Origin of the sequence: Paenibacillus tyrphae (genome assembly GCF_024158745.1) — a bacterium.
Lineage (GTDB): Bacteria > Bacillota > Bacilli > Paenibacillales > NBRC-103111 > Paenibacillus_G > Paenibacillus_G tyrfis_A.
In genome coordinates this window covers 106,039-124,088 of record NZ_JAMZAW010000020.1, presented here as the reverse complement: position 1 = coordinate 124,088, position 18,050 = coordinate 106,039, and the positions used below count along the sequence as shown (strand labels likewise).

3 protein-coding genes are annotated in these 18,050 nt (G+C 60.7%); all 3 read left to right on the top strand.

From position 1 onward, the window contains the following. The first annotated feature begins 213 nt into the window (after positions 1–213). From NI000_RS26530 to NI000_RS26520, 3 genes are read left to right on the top strand one after another with little or no spacing between them, the layout of a single operon-like run. Positions 214–16,593 carry an SDR family NAD(P)-dependent oxidoreductase gene (locus NI000_RS26530; RefSeq protein WP_253414377.1) on the top strand — a complete coding sequence of 5,460 codons (16,380 nt, stop codon included), beginning with the start codon at positions 214–216 and terminating at the stop codon, positions 16,591–16,593. Beyond that, on the top strand, positions 16,590–16,838 hold the full coding sequence (locus NI000_RS26525) for an acyl carrier protein (protein WP_253414376.1): 249 nt from the start codon (positions 16,590–16,592) through the stop codon (positions 16,836–16,838). Before NI000_RS26530 ends, NI000_RS26525 begins: the two co-directional genes overlap by 4 nt. After that, complete coding sequence (locus NI000_RS26520) at positions 16,816–18,042, top strand: beta-ketoacyl synthase N-terminal-like domain-containing protein (RefSeq protein ID WP_253414375.1); 1,227 nt, start codon at positions 16,816–16,818, stop codon at positions 18,040–18,042. The genes NI000_RS26525 and NI000_RS26520 overlap by 23 nt, the downstream gene beginning before the upstream one ends. Positions 18,043–18,050: the final 8 nt, after the last annotated feature.

Here is an 18,050-nt window from a genome sequence, read left to right as displayed (position 1 = left end):
GGTATAAGAAGGTAAATCATAGCATGTTTGGAACAAACTCCTTATTTGCTTTCCAATCGATGTTGCGGCGCGTTGGCGGGCGTAAGGGGCACATCCAGTTGCATTGTGTCGTGTGCATGTGGGCAGATGACATGGGAAGAGTATGTCCGCATGACATATTTTCATAGCAGAACCTAAGAAAAGGGAGGAGCGATCCTCCCTTTTTTCTATTTTATGAGAGAAATTCGAAAAGGAACGCCGAACCGCGAGGAGGCACATATGAAAGATTTCCTGCAGCAACTATTGTCTGAAGTGAAACACAATCGTTTGTCCAAATCCGAAGCGATAGATATGATTCGAAATGCACAGGCGGCAAGCAGAAACGAGTCCGTTTCTGAGCCGGCTTCTGAATTGTTGACCTATGAAGAAGTCTGGAAGGAGGAAAAGGCGGCCGAGGGAACGCCGCTTCGTGCGAGCAAGCTGATCTGCTTCCTGACAGAGCCGGAGCATCAGCAAGCGGTCGTGGAAGCGGTGCAGGCTGTCGATGATCGCACACAGGTTGCGTTCGTCACCAGCGGGGAGAGCCTTCAGGACGTGCTCGGCGACGGGCGGCAGGACTGGCAAGAGGTGGACGCCGTGCTGTACCTCTGTCCGCTGGAGGATGCGAGCTGCCGTCAGGACCCGGTTGCGCTCGTTCCTCTTGTCCAAGATCTGGCGAAGTCGAACGTGCAGGCCAAGCGACTGCTGCTCCTCGGTTCTTATGCCAACGAATTGGAGCGCTGTCATCTGGAGTCGTGGATCGCGCTGACCCGCTCGCTACGGCTCGTGCTGCCACAGACGCAGGCGGCCATGTTCATTCAAGAGGGAGAGGTCTCGCTCGCTGCGTGCCTGCCGAAGATTTTGACGGAACTGCAAGCGCCGTCGCTCTCCAGCGTTCTCTACCGATCCGGCAAGCGCTATGTCTGCTCCGTGCAGCCGACCGACTTGCAAGCGGGCGACTTGAAGGTGAGAGCAGGGGGCACTTATCTGATCACCGGAGGATGCGGCGGGCTTGGGTATTTATTTTCGGAATATTTTGCGAAAAAAGGTCTGGTCAAGCTGATCCTGACTGGCCGCTCTGCGCTTGACGATGAGAAGCTGGCCAAGCTCCGTGCTCTGGAACAGCTGGGCAGCCAAGTCCTGTATGTGAAAGCGGATGTCTGCGAGGCGGATGCGATGCGGGAAGGGCTTGCTCAAGCGCGTGAGCAGTTTGGCGCGATTCATGGCGTTGTGCATGCGGCGGGTGTCACGAGCGACCGGAGCATCCTTGAGAAAGATGCGGAGAGTTTCAAGCGCATCCTCGACCCGAAAATCAGGGGCACCCAAGTGCTTGACGAGCTGCTCGCAGACGAAGAGGCGTTGGAGTTCGTCTGCTATTTCTCGTCGTCTTCGGGGGTCCTCGGCGACTTTGGTTCGGGTGACTATGCGCTGGCGAACCGGTTCCAGATGGCCTATGCAGCCATGCGAAACGAACATGGGCGTCCCGGTAAGACGCTGGTGATCAACTGGCCGCTCTGGAGAGACGGAGGCATGGGGCTGGAAGATGAGGAGAGCGCCAAGATCTACCTGAAAACGAGCGGTCAGCGCTTCTTGGAAGTGGAAGAAGGGCTGGCGATGTTCGACCTCCTTCTCTCGCAGGAGCGGACGCAGCATCTGGTCATGGCCGGAGAGCGCCGTCGAGTCGAGCACTTCCTCGGCCTGTCGCAGCCGGAGCCTTCGAAGGCTCCGACCTCGCAAGCGGTCCTCTCTTCCGGTTCCGGAAGACGTCCGGAGATGAAGGGATTTACGGTGGCACAATGCTTGACGTGGGATTTGCAAGAACTGATCGGCGGAATTCTAAAGGTCTCGCGGGACAAGTTGGACGTGGGGACGAACCTGGCCGATTTTGGATTTGAGTCGGTCAGCTTGGCCGCGCTGGCCGCTGCGATGACGAAGCATTTTGGCGTGGAGATCTCCCCGGCGGTGTTTTTCGGGCATTCGACGATTCAGGCGCTGGTCTCGCATCTGGAGAGCGAGCATGGAGAAGTCGTGCGCGCCTTCTACGCGACGGAGCGAGTGCAGCCTGAGCGTGTGGAGAAACAGCCGGAAGCGTCTCTTGAGGACACTATTGCGGAAACGGCGGCGACCGAGACCTCGGGAGCGGGGCCGGAGCCGATTGCGATCATCGGGATGAGCGGGCGCTTCCCGCAGGCGCGCGACATCGACGAACTGTGGGACATCCTCGCCGAAGGACGGGATGCGGTCACCGAGATTCCGGAAGACCGCTATGACTGGCGGGAGTATTATGGCGACCGCAGCCGCAGCAAATGGCTGGGTGCGATCCCGGGCGTGCGGGAGTTCGATCCGCTGTTCTTTGAGATCTCGCCGCTGGAAGCCGAAGCGATGGACCCGAAACAGCGCCTGCTCCTGCAAGAGGCGTGGCGGGCGCTGGAAGATGCGGGATTGGGCAAGCGACATCTGAACGAGAGCAAGATCGGCATGTTCGTCGGCGTGGAAGAAGGCGACTATCAGATGCTGTCTCAAGGCGAGGATACCAGCATCACGTCGAACCATAACGCGATTCTTGCGGCGCGCCTGCCGTATTTCCTGAACTTTAGCGGCCCGGTGATGGCGATCAATACCGCCTGCTCCTCCGGGTTGGTGGTAGCCCATCAGGCCTGCTTGAGCCTGCGAAATGGGGAGTGTGACGCGGCGGTGGTCGCCGGCGTGAACTTGCTGCTGACGCCGGCCGCTTACCTAGGCATGACGGAGGCCGGCATGCTGTCGGAGGATGGCAAATGCAAGGCGTTTGACAACGGGGCGAATGGTTTGGTGCCGGGGGAAGCCGTGGCGGTGGTCGTGCTCAAGCGGCTCTCGCAAGCACTGGCGGACGGCGACCCGGTCTACGCGGTCATCCAAGGCAGCGGCGTGAACTATGACGGCAAGACGAACGGCATCACGGCGCCAAGCACCGTCGCACAGGCGAATCTCGTACAGGATGTGTACGAGCAGCACGAGGTAGACCCGGAAGAGATCGACTACATCGTGACGCATGGCACCGGGACGAAGCTCGGGGACCCGGTCGAGGTTCATGCGCTGCAGGACGTCTTCAAGCGCCGCACGCAAAAGCGCGGGTATTGTGCGCTGACTTCGACCAAGACCAATCTGGGCCACACGTTTGCGGCGTCAGGTTTGGTCAACCTGATCAGCTTGGTTCAGGCGATGCGGCATGAGACCATCCCGGCCAGCCTGCATTGCGAGACGGAGAACGAGTACATCCGTTGGGAGAACAGTGCCTTTTATGTGAATAAGACGAGCAAGCCGTGGACGAAGCGGGCGGGCGCAGGCCGTGTGGGAGCGTTGAGTTCGTTCGGCATGAGCGGCACCAACGCGCACATGGTCGTCCGCAGTTTTGAAAAGGGTGGGAATACCGGTCCCCAGGACTCGCATTACCTGCTCGCATTTTCGGCGAAAACGGACGAGGCGCTGCAAGAGAAACTGCAAGACATGATCGCGATGCTGGAGACCGATTCGGGCGCGGCAGGCAGTCTCGCGCAGATCAGCTACACGTTGCTGGAGGGGCGGCAGCATTTTGCCCATCGTCTGGCGGTCGTGGTGCAGGATGCGCAGGAGATGCTGCGCGTTCTGAAACAGGCGCGGGAAGGTGTGCAAGATGCCAACGTGTTCCGCGGCAAGGTGGCGCGCGAGAAGGCCGGAGAGCCGGCCCTGCAGGAGCAGGCGTTGGAGCTGGCAGGGAAGAGCCGCGAATTGGCGACGAACCCTGCGGCCTATCAGGAGCACCTTCGTACACTTGCCGGTCTGTATTGCCAAGGCGGCGAGATCGCGGGAGACGCGCTGTTCGGCGCAGAAAGACCTACGCGCACGAACCTGCCGACCTATCCGTTCGCGCGGGAAGAATACTGGGTTGCACAGAAGGCGGAGGTCAGCGCTCTTCCGACGGCGTCGCAGTTGCATCCGCTGGTTCATCGGAACACGTCTGATTTTGCGGAACAGCGCTTTTCCTCGACGTTCACGGGAGCGGAGTTCTTCTTGGCCGATCATGTGGTCAAGGGGCAGAAGGTGCTGCCCGGCGTGGCCTATCTGGAGATGGCCCGCAAGGCGGTCGAGCAGGCGGCTGGCCTGAAGGATGTTCGCCTGCGCAATGTGGTCTGGGCGCGGCCGATCCTCGTCGGCGAAGAACCTGTCGAGGTACACATCGCCCTCTTCCCGGAGGCGGGCGGAGAGGTTGGATATGAGGTCTACACCCTGCAAGACGGGGAGGAGATCGTGCACAGCCAAGGACGCGCCGTGCGGAATGCGCCGGCGGAAGAAGCGCCGAAGTGGGACCTGAAGGAACTGCAAGCATCCTTCGTGCAGGGACAGTACGGGGCAGCGGACTGCTATGAATTTTTCCGTGCGATGGGCATGGAGTACGGGCCGGCCTATCAAGGCATCGAGCAGGTGCAGGTGGGCGAAGGGCGCGTGCTGGCCGGATTGAGGCTGCCGTCCGTCGTCACCGACTCTCTGGCCGACTACCTTCTGCATCCGAGCCTTGCAGATGCGGCCTTGCAATCGGCCGTCGGGTTCCTGATCGGGCAAGAGATCTTCAAGCCGGCACTGCCGTTTGCGTTGCAGGAGCTAGATGTCTTCGGGCCGTGTGAAGCCGAGATGTGGGCGCTCGTTCGATACAGCGCGGGCAGCCGGCCGGAAGACAAGGTGCAAAAGCTCGATGTCGACCTCTGCGACAAGGAAGGAAGCGTTCGCATCCGTCTCAAAGGGTATACCTCCCGCGTGCTGGAAGCTGGAGCGGTTGCGGAAGACGAGCAGGCCGCTGTGCCGGAGAAGCTCGTGGAAACGAGCCGGGAAGAGGTAGCTGCTGCGAGCGCGGACCCCTTGCAGGAGAGAGCGATCGCGTATCTCAAAGAGCAGGTGTCCACCGTTTTGAAATGGCCGGTGAGCCGCCTTGATGCGGATGCGCCGCTCGAACAGTACGGGATTGATTCCATGCTGGTGATGAAGCTGACCAACCAGTTGGAAAAAACATTTGGTTCTCTGCCCAAGACGCTCTTTTTTGAGTACCAGAACCTCCGAGACCTGGCTGGGTACTTCCTCGACTCGCATCGAGCGCAACTGGTGCGGCTGACAGGGGACGAGGAACCGGCGCAAGACGCCGCGCCGGCCCGCAAGCCTGCGGTCAAGGAGACGCCGGAACGGACGGCGCTCGTCAGCCGTCGACGCCAGCGGTTCGCTTCGATGGCGCATGCACAAGAAGAGGGAGCGAACGGCAGGCTGGACGTCGCGATCATCGGCGTCTCCGGCCGCTATCCGGGGGCGCGCAACCTTCAGGAATTCTGGGGCAATCTGCGGGACGGCGAGGATTCGATCACGGAGATTCCTCAAGAACGCTGGGATCATAGCCTCTATTTTGACCCGGACAAAAACAAGGCGGGCAAGACGAACAGCAAATGGGGCGGATTTATTGACGGCGTGGATCAATTCGATCCGCTGTTCTTCAACATCTCCCCGCGCGAGGCTGAGCTCATGGACCCGCAGGAGCGATTGTTCATGCAGATCGTCTATGAAGCGATGGAAGACGCCGGTTATACCCGCGAGACGCTCGCCAAGCAGCGCGGACGGGGGCTTGACGGCAACGTTGGGGTCTATGTCGGCGTGATGTACGAAGAGTATCAGCTGTACGGCGCACAGGAGACGCTGCTTGGCCGCCCGATCGCGCTGGCGGGAAGTCCGGCTTCGATCGCCAACAGGGTGTCGTACTTCTTCAACCTGCACGGGCCGAGCCTTGCCGTCGATACGATGTGTTCGTCTTCGCTGACGGCGATTCATCTGGCCTGCCAGAGCTTGCAACAAGGCGGTTGCGAGCTGGCGATCGCCGGCGGTGTCAACGTCTCGATTCACCCGAATAAGTACATTTTGCTCGGCCAAGGCAAGTTCGCGTCGAGCAAAGGGCGATGCGAGAGTTTTGGCGAAGGGGGCGACGGGTACGTGCCGGGCGAAGGCGTTGGCGCGGTGCTGCTCAAGCCTTTGTCCAAAGCGATTGAAGACGGCGATCAGATCTACGGCGTGATCAAGGCGACGGCGATCAACCACGGGGGCAAAACCAACGGGTATACCGTCCCGAACCCGAATGCGCAGGCGAATGTGATCGAGCAGGCGCTGCGGCAGGCGGGACTTGACCCGAGCATGGTCTCCTACATCGAAGCGCACGGTACCGGCACCTCGCTTGGCGATCCGATCGAGATCGCAGGCTTGACCAAGGCCTTCCAGGCCACGGCAAACGCCAAACTGCAATCCTGTGCCATCGGCTCGGCCAAGTCGAACATCGGTCACTGCGAGAGCGCAGCGGGCATCGCCGGCGTTACGAAGGTGTTGCTGCAGATGAAGCATCGCCAACTCGCGCCTTCGCTGTATGCCAAGGTGCTTAACCCGAACATCGACTTTGACGCGACCCCGTTCGTCGTGCAGCAGGAGCTGGCGGAGTGGAAGCGTCCGCTGGTGGAGATCGGCGGTCAGGTTCGCGAAGTGCCGCGCATCGCCGGCATCTCGTCGTTCGGGGCGGGCGGTTCCAACGCGCATGTGATCATCGAGGAGTACGTTCCGGCTGAGCCGCTGCGCACGCCTGTCGAGGTGTCGCCGCAGAATCCGGTGCTGCTCGTGCTGTCGGCCAAAAATGAACAGCGCCTGCGTCAACAGGCGGAGAACCTGCTCGCCGCACTGCAGGAGGGACGATTCGCCGACGAAGATCTCGCGGACATGGCCTATACCTTGCAGGTGGGACGAGAAGCGATGGAAGAGCGTCTCGCCGTAGTTGCAGGTTCGGTGCAGCAGCTGGTTCGCAAGCTGGAGGCGTTTATCAGCGGAGAGGAAGAGATCAGTAAACTGTTCCGAGGGCAGGTCAAAGGCAACCGAGACACCTTCTCGCTCTTCGCCGCAGATGAAGAGCTGCAGGAAGCGATTGAAAAATGGATTCAGCGCCGCAAGCTGTCAAAGCTGGCCGACCTGTGGGTCAAGGGCCTGGCGCTCGATTGGAGCAAGCTGTGGGGCGAGGAATTGCCGCGCCGCATCAGCCTGCCGACCTATCCGTTTGCCAAACAGCGTTGCTGGGCACCGCAGCTTGAGCGTCCGGCCGTCGTTCGAGCAGGCTTGACGACGGACGCGCTTCATCCGCTTTTGCATCGGAACACGTCCGATTTTTCCGAACAGAGATACAGCACGAGCTTGACGGGACAGGAGTTTTTCCTCGCCGATCATGTGGTGAAGGGACAGCGAGTTCTGCCGGGCGTCGCCTATCTGGAGATGGCGCGCGCCGCCGTCGAACTGGCGGCCGGAGCTCCCGGCGAGGACACGCAATTCCTTCGTCTGCAAAATGTGGTCTGGACGCACCCTGTCACAGTTGGCGAGCGGCCTGTCGAGGTACACATCGGACTGTGCGAAGAGGAAGATGGCACGATCTCCTACGAGATCTTCAGCGGCGTTGACGCGAACATACACAGCCAAGGGCGTGCTGTCGTGATGGGCAAGAAACAGGTGGAGCAGTTGCCTGTTGAGGAGTTGAAGGCAGCTTGCAGTACGCGTGAGATCAGCGCGTCGGAGTGCTATGAGAGCTTTGCCGCGATGGGCTTGGAGTATGGTCCGGCGCAGCGTGCGCTCGATCTGTTGCAGGTCGGCGACGGGCAGATTCTGGCTCGTTTGACACTGCCGTCGAGCGTGACGGGAACCGATTCGCAATACGTCCTGCACCCGAGCCTGATGGACGCGGCCTTGCAGGCGGCGATCGGGTTCCAGCTCGGCGTGGCATCGCTGAAGCCGGCGCTTCCGTTTGCGTTGCAGGAGCTTGACATCTATGCTCCTTGCACGTCTTCGATGTGGGCGCAGGTTCGCTACAGCGAGGGGTGCAAGCCGGGGGATAGCGTGCAGAAGCTCGACATTCGCCTTTGTGACGAGCAAGGCAACGTGTGTGCGCACATGAAGGGCTTTTCCTCTCGCGTGCTGGAAAATCAGGCCGACTCGGAGGCGTTCGAAACGCTTATGCTGGCACCGCATTGGACGGAACAGGCGCACGAACAGCAAGAGGCGACGGCCTATGCGGATCATCTCGTGCTGTCCTGCGAGTTCGAAGCTGACGTGCAAGAGGCGCGCTGCCTGACGTTGCAAGCGGATGAGAGAGACATCGAGGTGCGTTTTGAAGCGTATGCGATGCAGGCGTTGGAGGAGATTCAGCGCATCTTGCAAGGCAAGCCCAAGGGCAAGGTGCTGGTGCAGATCGTCGTGCCGGCCCACGCGGAACAACTTCTGCTCGCCGGGCTGTCAGGTCTGCTGAAAACCGCCCAGATGGAAAATCCGAACTTGATCGGGCAGCTGATCGAAGTCGATGAGCTCAAAGCGGTTGAGGAGAAGCTGCTGGGAGATCGCAACAGCGGGAAGGAAGACCGCATTAGATATCAGGGAAGCTCACGACAAGTGGCGGGCTGGCGCGAAGTTCGCGCATCCGCAGATGCAGATGCCCTTTTGACACCGTGGAAAGAGGGCGGCATCTATCTCCTCACCGGCGGTGCGGGCGGTCTTGGACTGGTGTTTGCCAAGGAGATCGCCACACAGGCGCCGGGTGCAACGCTGGTGCTCACAGGTCGATCCGTGCTGGGCGAGCCTCAACGAGAGGCGCTGTCCGAACTGGAGTCTCTGGGGGCGCGCGTGGTGTACAAGCAGGTGGATGTGACCGATCGAGCGGCAGTCGAGAAGCTGTTTGCAGAGCTGCGGGCGGATCATGGTACCCTGAACGGCATCCTGCACAGCGCCGGGGTGATCCGAGACAGCTTCATCATCAAGAAAACAGCGGCGGAACTGACGCAAGTGCTGGCACCGAAGGTGCGCGGGCTTGTGAACCTTGATGTCGCCAGCCAAGACATGGCCTTGGACTTCTTTGTCTTGTTCTCTTCGCTGTCCGGCGGCCTTGGCAATCCGGGGCAGGCCGACTATGCGGCGGCTAATGCGTTCATGGATCAGTACGCGGCGCATCGCAACAGACGGGTGGCCGCCGGGGGTCGCCTTGGCCGGACGCTGTCGATCAACTGGCCGCTCTGGAAAGAGGGCGGCATGCATGTCGATCCGGAAACCGAGAAGATGATGATGCAGAGCCTCGGCATGATCCCGCTGCGCACCAAGAGCGGACTTCGCGCCTTCTATGAAGGCTTGGCATCGGGTCAGGACCAAGTGCTGGTGATCGAAGGAAAAGCGGAGCGCATCAAGAAGAAACTGCTGCCGGCATCTGTCTCCGTCTCGCCGTCCTCTGTCGCTGTTGCTGTCGATGACAAGGCGGACAGCATGAACCTGCGAGAGCGCGTGCTGGGCCTGCTGACTCAGACGGTTTCCCGTCTGCTCAAGGTCGATGCAGAAGAGCTGGATGCGGATGCAGAGCTGAGCGAGTACGGTTTTGATTCGATCACGCTGACCGAGTTTGCCAACGATCTAAACGAGGCGTACAAGCTGGACCTGATGCCGACGATCTTCTTCGAGCATCCGACGCTGCATGAGTTTGCCGGTTATTTGGCCGACGAATTCCGAGATGTGTTCGCCTCGCGCTTGACGGCTCCTTCCTCCCCGGCTGCCCCCGTGCAAGCGGAAACGGCACGGGCGGAAGTCGCAGCGCCCCTGCTGCAAGAAGCGACTCCGACCCGGGCGACGAGACAAAAGCGCCGCCCGCGTACCGCTGTGGTGCAACAGGCACAATCGGCGGTGACCGAGCCGATCGCCATCGTGGGGATGAGCGGGGCCTTCCCGCAATCCCGCGACATGCAGGAGTTCTGGCACAACCTCGTGGAAGGCATCGACTGCATCTCCGAGATTCCTCCGGAACGCTGGGATTGGAGAGCCTATTTTGGCGACCCGAAGACGGAAGCCAACAAAACGAACATCAAGTGGGGCGGCTTCCTCGACGAGACCGACAAGTTCGATTCGCTCTTCTTCGGCATCTCGCCGCTTGAAGCCAAGCTGATGGACCCTCAGCAGCGCCTTTTGATGACCTATGTCTGGAAGGCGATCGAGGATGCGGGCTATTTGGCACAGAGCCTGTCGGGCAGTAAGACGGGGATTTTCGTCGGAACGGGAAGCAGCGGGTACAGCGGACTGATCACGCAGGCGAACTTCCCGATTGAAGGGTACTCGTCCACGGGCGTCGTGCCGTCGGTCGGACCGAACCGCACGAGCTATGCCCTGAACCTTCACGGCCCGAGCGAGCCGGTGGAGACCGCTTGTTCAAGTTCGCTGGTCGCCATCCACCGCGCCGTCAGCGCGATGCAGAACGGCGACTGCGACATGGCGGTCGTCGGCGGTGTGAACACGATCGTAACCCCGGAGGCGCACATCAGCTTCAACAAGGCCGGCATGCTATCTGAAGACGGACGCTGCAAGACGTTCTCGGACGCGGCGAACGGCTATGTGCGCGGCGAAGGGGTCGGCATGCTCGTTTTGAAAAAGCTGTCGGTTGCCGAGCGCGACGGAGATCATATCTACGGCTTGATTCGCTCGACGGCGGTCAACCACGGGGGACGCGCGAACTCGCTGACGGCTCCCAACCCGAAGGCCCAAGCGGACCTGCTGATCAATGCGTACGACAAAGCCGGCATCGACCCGCGGACCGTCACCTACATCGAGGCGCACGGAACGGGCACCGAATTGGGCGACCCGATTGAGATCAACGGATTGAAGAGCGCGTTCCAAGAGTTGTACAGAAGAACAGGGACGCAAGAGGTCGAGAGCGTTCACTGCGGGCTGGGTTCGGTGAAAACGAACATCGGCCACCTTGAACTCGCGGCCGGCATCGCAGGCGTGATCAAAGTGCTGCTGCAGCTCCGTCACCGGACGCTGGCACCTACGCTGCATTGCGAAACGGTCAATCCCTACATCCAACTGGAGGGCAGCCCGTTCTATCTCGTGCGGGAGGCGAAGCGATGGGAGGCTCTGCAAGACGCAGCCGGCCAAGACCTGCCGCGCCGTGCGGGCGTCAGTTCCTTCGGGTTCGGCGGCGTCAACGCGCATGTCGTGATCGAGGAGTATCTGCCGAAGGAGCAGCCGAGATCGAAGACGGAGACCTCCACCGAGAACCCGGTCGTCATCGCGCTGTCAGCCAAGAATGAACAGCGCCTGCAGGAGCAGGTGCGGCAACTGTGCAACGCCCTCGTTGCGCAGGAGTTTGCCGACGAAGACCTCGCATCCATCGCCTACACGCTGCAAGTTGGGCGCGATGCGATGGAAGAGCGCCTGGCGCTGGTCGTCACGTCGGTTGAAGAGATGGAGCGCAGATTGCAGGCGTTCTTGCAAGGGCAGCCCGGGCTGAACGGTGTCTGGCGAGGACAGGTCAAGCGCGGCAAGGCGAGCTCGGCCGAAGCGGCCGCTCATCCGGAATCGCGAGGGGCGGAGCAGATCGCCGAACTCTGGGTGAAGGGCCAGTTTTCTGACTGGAACCGACTCTACGGCGAGAACCGACCGCGCCGTCTCAGCCTGCCGACCTATCCGTTCGCGAAGGAGCGCCACTGGATTTCGCAAGCGCAGGATGCCTATGAAGCGCTGCTGTTTGAACCGATCTGGACCGAGCAGGCGGTGGTCCCGCAATCTTCACCACCGTCTCTCGCGCAGCATCTTGTGCTGCTCTGCGAGGTCGAGGCGAAGCTCGATTCGTTGCAGTATCGCATCCTGCAAGCCGGCTCCGCTGCGCTTGCAGAACGCTTCCAAGCGTATGCGGCACAGGTGTTCACGGAGATTCAGACCCTTCTGCAGAACAAGCCGAAGGGCAAGGTGCTGATGCAGATCGCCGTGCCGTCACAGGCGGATTCGCAGCTGTTCACCGCGCTGTCCGGCCTGTTGCGAACGGCGCAGTTGGAGAACCCGAACTTCATCGGGCAAGTGATCGAAGTGGAGTCGGGCGCAGGGCTTGAAGCGAGACTGCAAGAGAACCTGCACGCCCTGCAAGACGACCATGTCCGCTATCAAAACGGCAAGCGTCTTGTTGCCGGGTGGCGCGAAGTGGAGATCGATCAAGAGCGCGCCCCGGTTCCGTGGCGTTCAGGAGGCATCTACCTGCTTACGGGCGGCGCCGGCGGGATCGGGATGATCGTCGCCGAGGAGATCGCACGGCAGGCCGCCAACCCGACCCTGATTCTCGCGGGCCGATCCCCGCTGTCGGACGCTGGTCAGGCCCGTCTGCGGAAACTGCGGGGCATGGGCGCATGCGTGGAATATCGACAAGTCGACGTGAGCTCTGCTCCTGAGGTGACACGCCTGATCGAAGGCATCTGTGAAAAATACGGCACCCTGCACGGCATCTTGCATGGTGCGGGCGTCAACCGGGATCAGTTCATTTTCAAGAAAACACAAGAGGAGCTGGCCGAGGTGCTGGCTCCCAAGGTTGCAGGTCTGGTGCATCTGGATGCGGCCAGCAAAGGCCTGAACCTCGACTTCTTCGTGCTCTTCTCCTCCGTCGCAGCCGTCTTCGGCAATCTCGGACAGGCCGACTACGCGACGGCGAACGCATTCCTGGATGCCTTTGCGAACTCTCGCGGCGGACGCATCTTGTCCATCAACTGGCCGCTCTGGCAAGAGGGCGGAATGCGCGTTGACGAAGAGACGGAAAAGCTGCTGCTGCAACGCATGGGGATGATCCCTCTGCGAACTCAAACCGGGTTGCAGGCCTTGTATCGCGGTCTAGCAACCGGCAAAGATCAGGTGATGGTGTTGGAAGGCAAACGTGCACAAATCAAGCAGACCTTGCACTCAGAACCGGTTCACGCAACGTCCGCTTCCTCGACGGCGGTCCTGCCGCCGCTGGAAGCAGCCCTGCTGCACATGGTTTCCGAGTTGCTCAACGTGAAGGGGAACGAGATCGATCCGGATGCCCAACTGACGGAATACGGCTTCGATCCGTACCTGCTCAGCGAACTGGCGCAGAAGATCAACCGTCAATACGGGCTGGAACTCACGTCGGCTTCGCTCTATGAGACCACGCTTCGTCAAGTGGCAGAACGCATCGAGGCACGCGCAGCCAAAGCCGAAGCCGCAGAGGTCGTCACGCCTGCCAAGGAGCAAGACGCCGCACTGCGCGCCAAGACCTTGCATGCGCTAAAAGTTCTCTTCAGCGAGACCACCGACATCCGCGCGAACCAGCTGGATGCCGAAGAGCCGCTGGAGAGCTACGGGATCGATTCGCTGATGATCTCCAAGCTCAACCAGAAGCTCGCCGTGATCTTTGGCGATCTGTCCAAGACGCTCTTCTTTGAATACCGCACGCTGGGCGCGCTGGCCGACTATTTTGTCGAGGAAGAACGGACGGCCTGCCAGCGGTGGACGGGGTATGAAGCACCCGTCGCAGCGGATGCATCTGTTGCACAGCCGCCGGCAAGACCGGTCGAACGGATCGCGCCTGTAGCGCCATTGCCGACGAAACCGAACGAGCGTGAACCGATTGCGATCATCGGGATCTCCGGCCGCTATCCCAAGTCGCCTTCGCTACAGCACTATTGGGAGAATCTAAAAGCGGGCCGAGACTGCGTCTCCGAGGTTCCGAGCGAACGCTGGTCGCTGGATGATTATTACCATCCGAATCAAGACGAAGCGATGAGACAAGGCAAAAGCTATAGCAAATGGGGCGGTTTTGTAGACGGATTCGCAGACTTCGATCCGCAGTTCTTCAACCTGTCGCCCCGAGAGACGATCAACATCGACCCGCAGGAGCGCCTCTTCTTGGAAGAGAGCTGGAAGGCGCTGGAGGATGCCGGATATACCAAGGAGCGCATCGCGGACCAGCACGAAGGCCGCGTCGGGGTGTTTGTCGGCGTGACCAAAACCGGCTTTGAGCTGTATGGGCCGGATCTGTGGAAGCAAGGGGAGAAGATCTTCCCGCGCACGTCTTTTGCTTCCGTTGCGAACCGCGTGTCGTATTTCCTCAACCTCAACGGGCCGAGCATGCCGGTGGATACGATGTGCTCCTCTTCGCTGAGCGCGATTCATGAGGCTTGCGAGCACTTGTATCGCGGGGACTGCGAGATGGCGATCGCGGGCGGGGTGAACCTGTACCTGCATCCTTCCACCTACGTGTTCCTCAGTGCGCAGCGCATGCTCTCGACGGACGGGCAATGCAAGAGCTTAGGGCTGAACGGCAACGGATTCGTGCCGGGCGAAGGTGTGGGCGCAGTATTGCTCAAGCCGTTGTCGCAAGCGCTCGCGGACGGCGACCAGATTCATGCGCTGATCCGAGCCTCCCGCGTGAACCACGGCGGCAAGACCAACGGGTACACCGTGCCCAACCCGACTGCGCAAGGCGACCTGATCTTCGAGACCTTGCAGCGGGCCGGACTCAACGCGCGCCAAGTCAGCTACATCGAAGCGCACGGCACGGGCACAGAGCTCGGCGATCCGATCGAGATCACCGGGCTGACACAAGCTTTCCGACGCCATACGAAGGACACCGGATTCTGCGCGATCGGCTCGGTGAAGTCGAACATCGGACATCTGGAAGCGGCAGCCGGCATCGCGGGACTTGCGAAGATCGTCATGCAGATGAAGCATGGCCAACTTGCGCCGAGCCTGCATGCGCAAGAGTTGAACCCGAACATTCAGTTTGGGAAAACGCCGTTTGTGGTGCAGCAGGAGCTGACCGACTGGAAGCGTCCGGTGGTAGAGATCGACGGCAAAGAACAGGAAGGTCCGCGCATCGCAGGTCTGTCCTCGTTTGGTGCAGGGGGTGCCAATGCGCACATCCTCATCGAAGAGTACAGACCTGAGCAAGCGTCTGGGATGCAGGCGCGGGTCACGCCGCAGAACCCGGCTGTGATCGTGCTGTCGGCTCGCCAGGAAGAGCAGCTTCGCCAACAGGCTCTGCAGCTGCTGGCAGCCGTCGAGGACGGGCGAATCACGGAGGCCAATCTGTCCGATGCGGCCTACACGCTGCAGGTGGGACGCGAGCCGATGGAAGAGCGGCTGGCGCTGGTCGTTGGCTCTCTGCAAGAGATGACTGACAAGCTGAAGCGCTATGCAGCTGGCGAGACGGGCGTAGAAGACCTGTATCGCGGGCAATTCAGACGCAACAATGAGGATCTGATGCTGTTTGCCGCCGATGAAGACATGGCGCTGACGATTGAAGCGTGGATTGCAAAGCGCAAGTTCGGCAAACTCCTTTCCTTGTGGGTCAAGGGATTGACCTTAGATTGGAAAAAGCTGCACGGTGCACACCAGCCCCGCCTGATCAGTCTCCCGTCGTACCCGTTCGCCAAACAACGCATCTGGCTCCCGGCGATCCGTGTAGCACCGGCAGCACCGGTAGCACCAGTCGCACCAGTCGCACCGGAGGGCGAACTCAAGCCGATCGGACCGGCCAAAGCGTCGTCGAACCGTTCCGGCAGATCGAACCGTTCCGTCCGAACGAACGGGATCGCGCTGCAGCCGCTGTCGGCTGTCCGCGAGCCGTCCTCGGAACGGTCAGCACCCCGTCGACCGATCCAACTGTCACCTGTAGGTCAAGCGACGACGGCACCGGCCCCTGTGGAGATCAAAGTGGCGGTGCCTGTACCGTCTGTTCCGGCATCCATCCCGGCGGAGTCTTTGCAAAAAGAGCTGCAAGCGACCCTGGCCGAAGCGCTGTTCTTGCAGCCGAGCGACGTCGACGTGAACAAGGCATTCGTGGACATGGGGCTGGACTCCATCGTCGGTGTGGAATGGGTTCGCGTGATCAATCAACAGTACAGCACGGACATCCCGGCGACCAAAGTCTATGACTACCCGTCCATCCGCGAGTTTGCCGGCTACATCGAAAACGTGTTGAGCAAAAACGCACCAAGAGCGGCAACGGCACCTGTACCAGCACCGACACCAACGCCGACGCCTGCACCGCAAATCAAAGCTCCCAAGGCGGCTCCTTCCGTCTCGGCGGCCACCCTGCACGAAGAATTGCGCGCAAGTCTCGCAGACGCGTTGTTCCTGCAAGCGGCCGACATCGACCTCGACAAAAAGTTCGTCGACATGGGGCTGGATTCCATCGTCGGAGTGGAATGGATTCGCGTAATCAACCAGCAGTACGGCACCGACATCCCGGCGACCAAAGTCTATGACTACCCGACCGTCCGCGAATTGGCCACCTATCTGTCAAAATCCCTGAAGGTGCAGCCGAGCGAACCTAGCCAGCCAGAGATCAAAACGGCGAGCCCGATCCCCAGTGCCCCGTCCGCAGAGGCGTTGCAAGAAGAACTGCGCACCAGTCTCGCAGACGCGCTGTTCCTGCAGCCAAGCGACATCGACCTCGACAGGAAGTTCGTCGACATGGGCCTGGACTCCATCGTCGGAGTGGAATGGATTCGCGTAATCAACCAGCAACATGGCACCGACATCCCGGCGACCAAAGTCTACGACTACCCGACCCTTCGCGAATTCGCCGCCTACTTGAGCAAGCAGCTGCACAAGCATCCGATCGCGGAACAGCCGGCAACGGAGCTCTCCGTAGACGATCTGCTCTTGCAGGTGTATGAAGGGAATCTCGACAGCGAACAAGCCGATCAATTGCTTCAGCAGTTCAAAATCAAGGAGGAAGTAAAATGACCAAACAAGAGATCTTTGAAGTCATCGTCCGCAATACCCGTGAAGTGCTCCCGGAGCTAGAAGGTCACACCTTCCAGCCGACGGACCAACTGGCCAATCTTGGCGCGAATTCGGTGGATCGCGCGGAGATCGTCATGATGACCATCGAAGAGCTGGACCTGAAGATCCCGCGCGTCGAGCTGTCCACGGCGAAAAACATCGGTGAACTGGTCGAGGTCCTCTATGGCAAGCTCCAGACCGCCTGAGTTGCTCATCACGGGCCTTGGCGTCACCTCGGCCATCGGGCAGGGCAAGTCGGATTTTACCTCCGCTCTGCTGGCAGGCCGCCATGCGTTCGGCGTGATGCAACGCCAGGGCAGACAAAAAGGAACCTCCTTCCTCGGAGCGGAGGTTCCTTCCTTGTCTCTTCCGGAGCGTTTTACCAAACGGCTGTTGCGCACGCTCTCTTTTTCCGGGCAAGTGGCGCTGGCCACCTTGCAAGAGGCGTGGGACGAAGCGCAGCTCAGCACGGTCGACCCGTCCCGCATCGGCCTTGTGGTAGGCGGCTCCAACCTGCAGCAGCGCGAACTGCTGCAAACGCATGAATCCTACGGGGACCAGCTCGACTTTCTGCGTCCGACCTACGGACTCTCTTTTCTGGACAGCGACCTGAGCGGCCTGTGTACCGAACAGTTCGGCATACGCGGGTTCGGCTACACGATCGGCGGGGCTTCGGCCAGCGGACAGTTGGCGGTCTTGCAGGCCGCTGAAGCGGTTCGTTCGGGACAAGTTGATGTCTGCCTCGCGATGGGAGGCTTGATGGATCTGTCCTACATGGAGCTTCAGGGATTACGAGCACTCGGCGCGATGGGAAGCGACCGCTATGCGGACGACCCAGCTCGGGCATGCCGTCCGTTTGACAAGGGACGCGACGGGTTCATTTACGGGGAAGGATGCGGCGTCATCGTGATCGAACGGGCCGAACATGCGATCCAACGGCAGGTCCGACCCTACGCGAGCGTGGTCGCCTGGGGCCTGGCGATGGATGCCAACCGCAACCCGAACCCCTCGTGCGAGGGGGAGGTTCGAGTGATTCGACAAGCGCTGGAACGAGCGGGCCTGTCACCCGAGGAGATCGACTACATCAACCCGCATGGAACGGGATCGGGGATCGGCGATGAGACCGAATTGCAGGCTCTGCGCGAATGCGGGCTGCTTGCGGCGCGCATCAACGCCACCAAGTCGATTACGGGCCACGGGCTGACGGCGGCCGGCGCTGTGGAGATCGTCGCCACGCTGCTGCAGATGAGAGCGTCTCAGCTGCATCCGACCCGCAACTTGGAGGACCCGATGGACGTCGAGTTCAACTGGGTACGTGGAGAAGCGGAGCCGCATGACATGCACAGAGCCCTGAGCCTGAGCATGGGATTTGGCGGCGTTAACACCGCCATCTGTTTACAACGAGTATGAGGAGGACG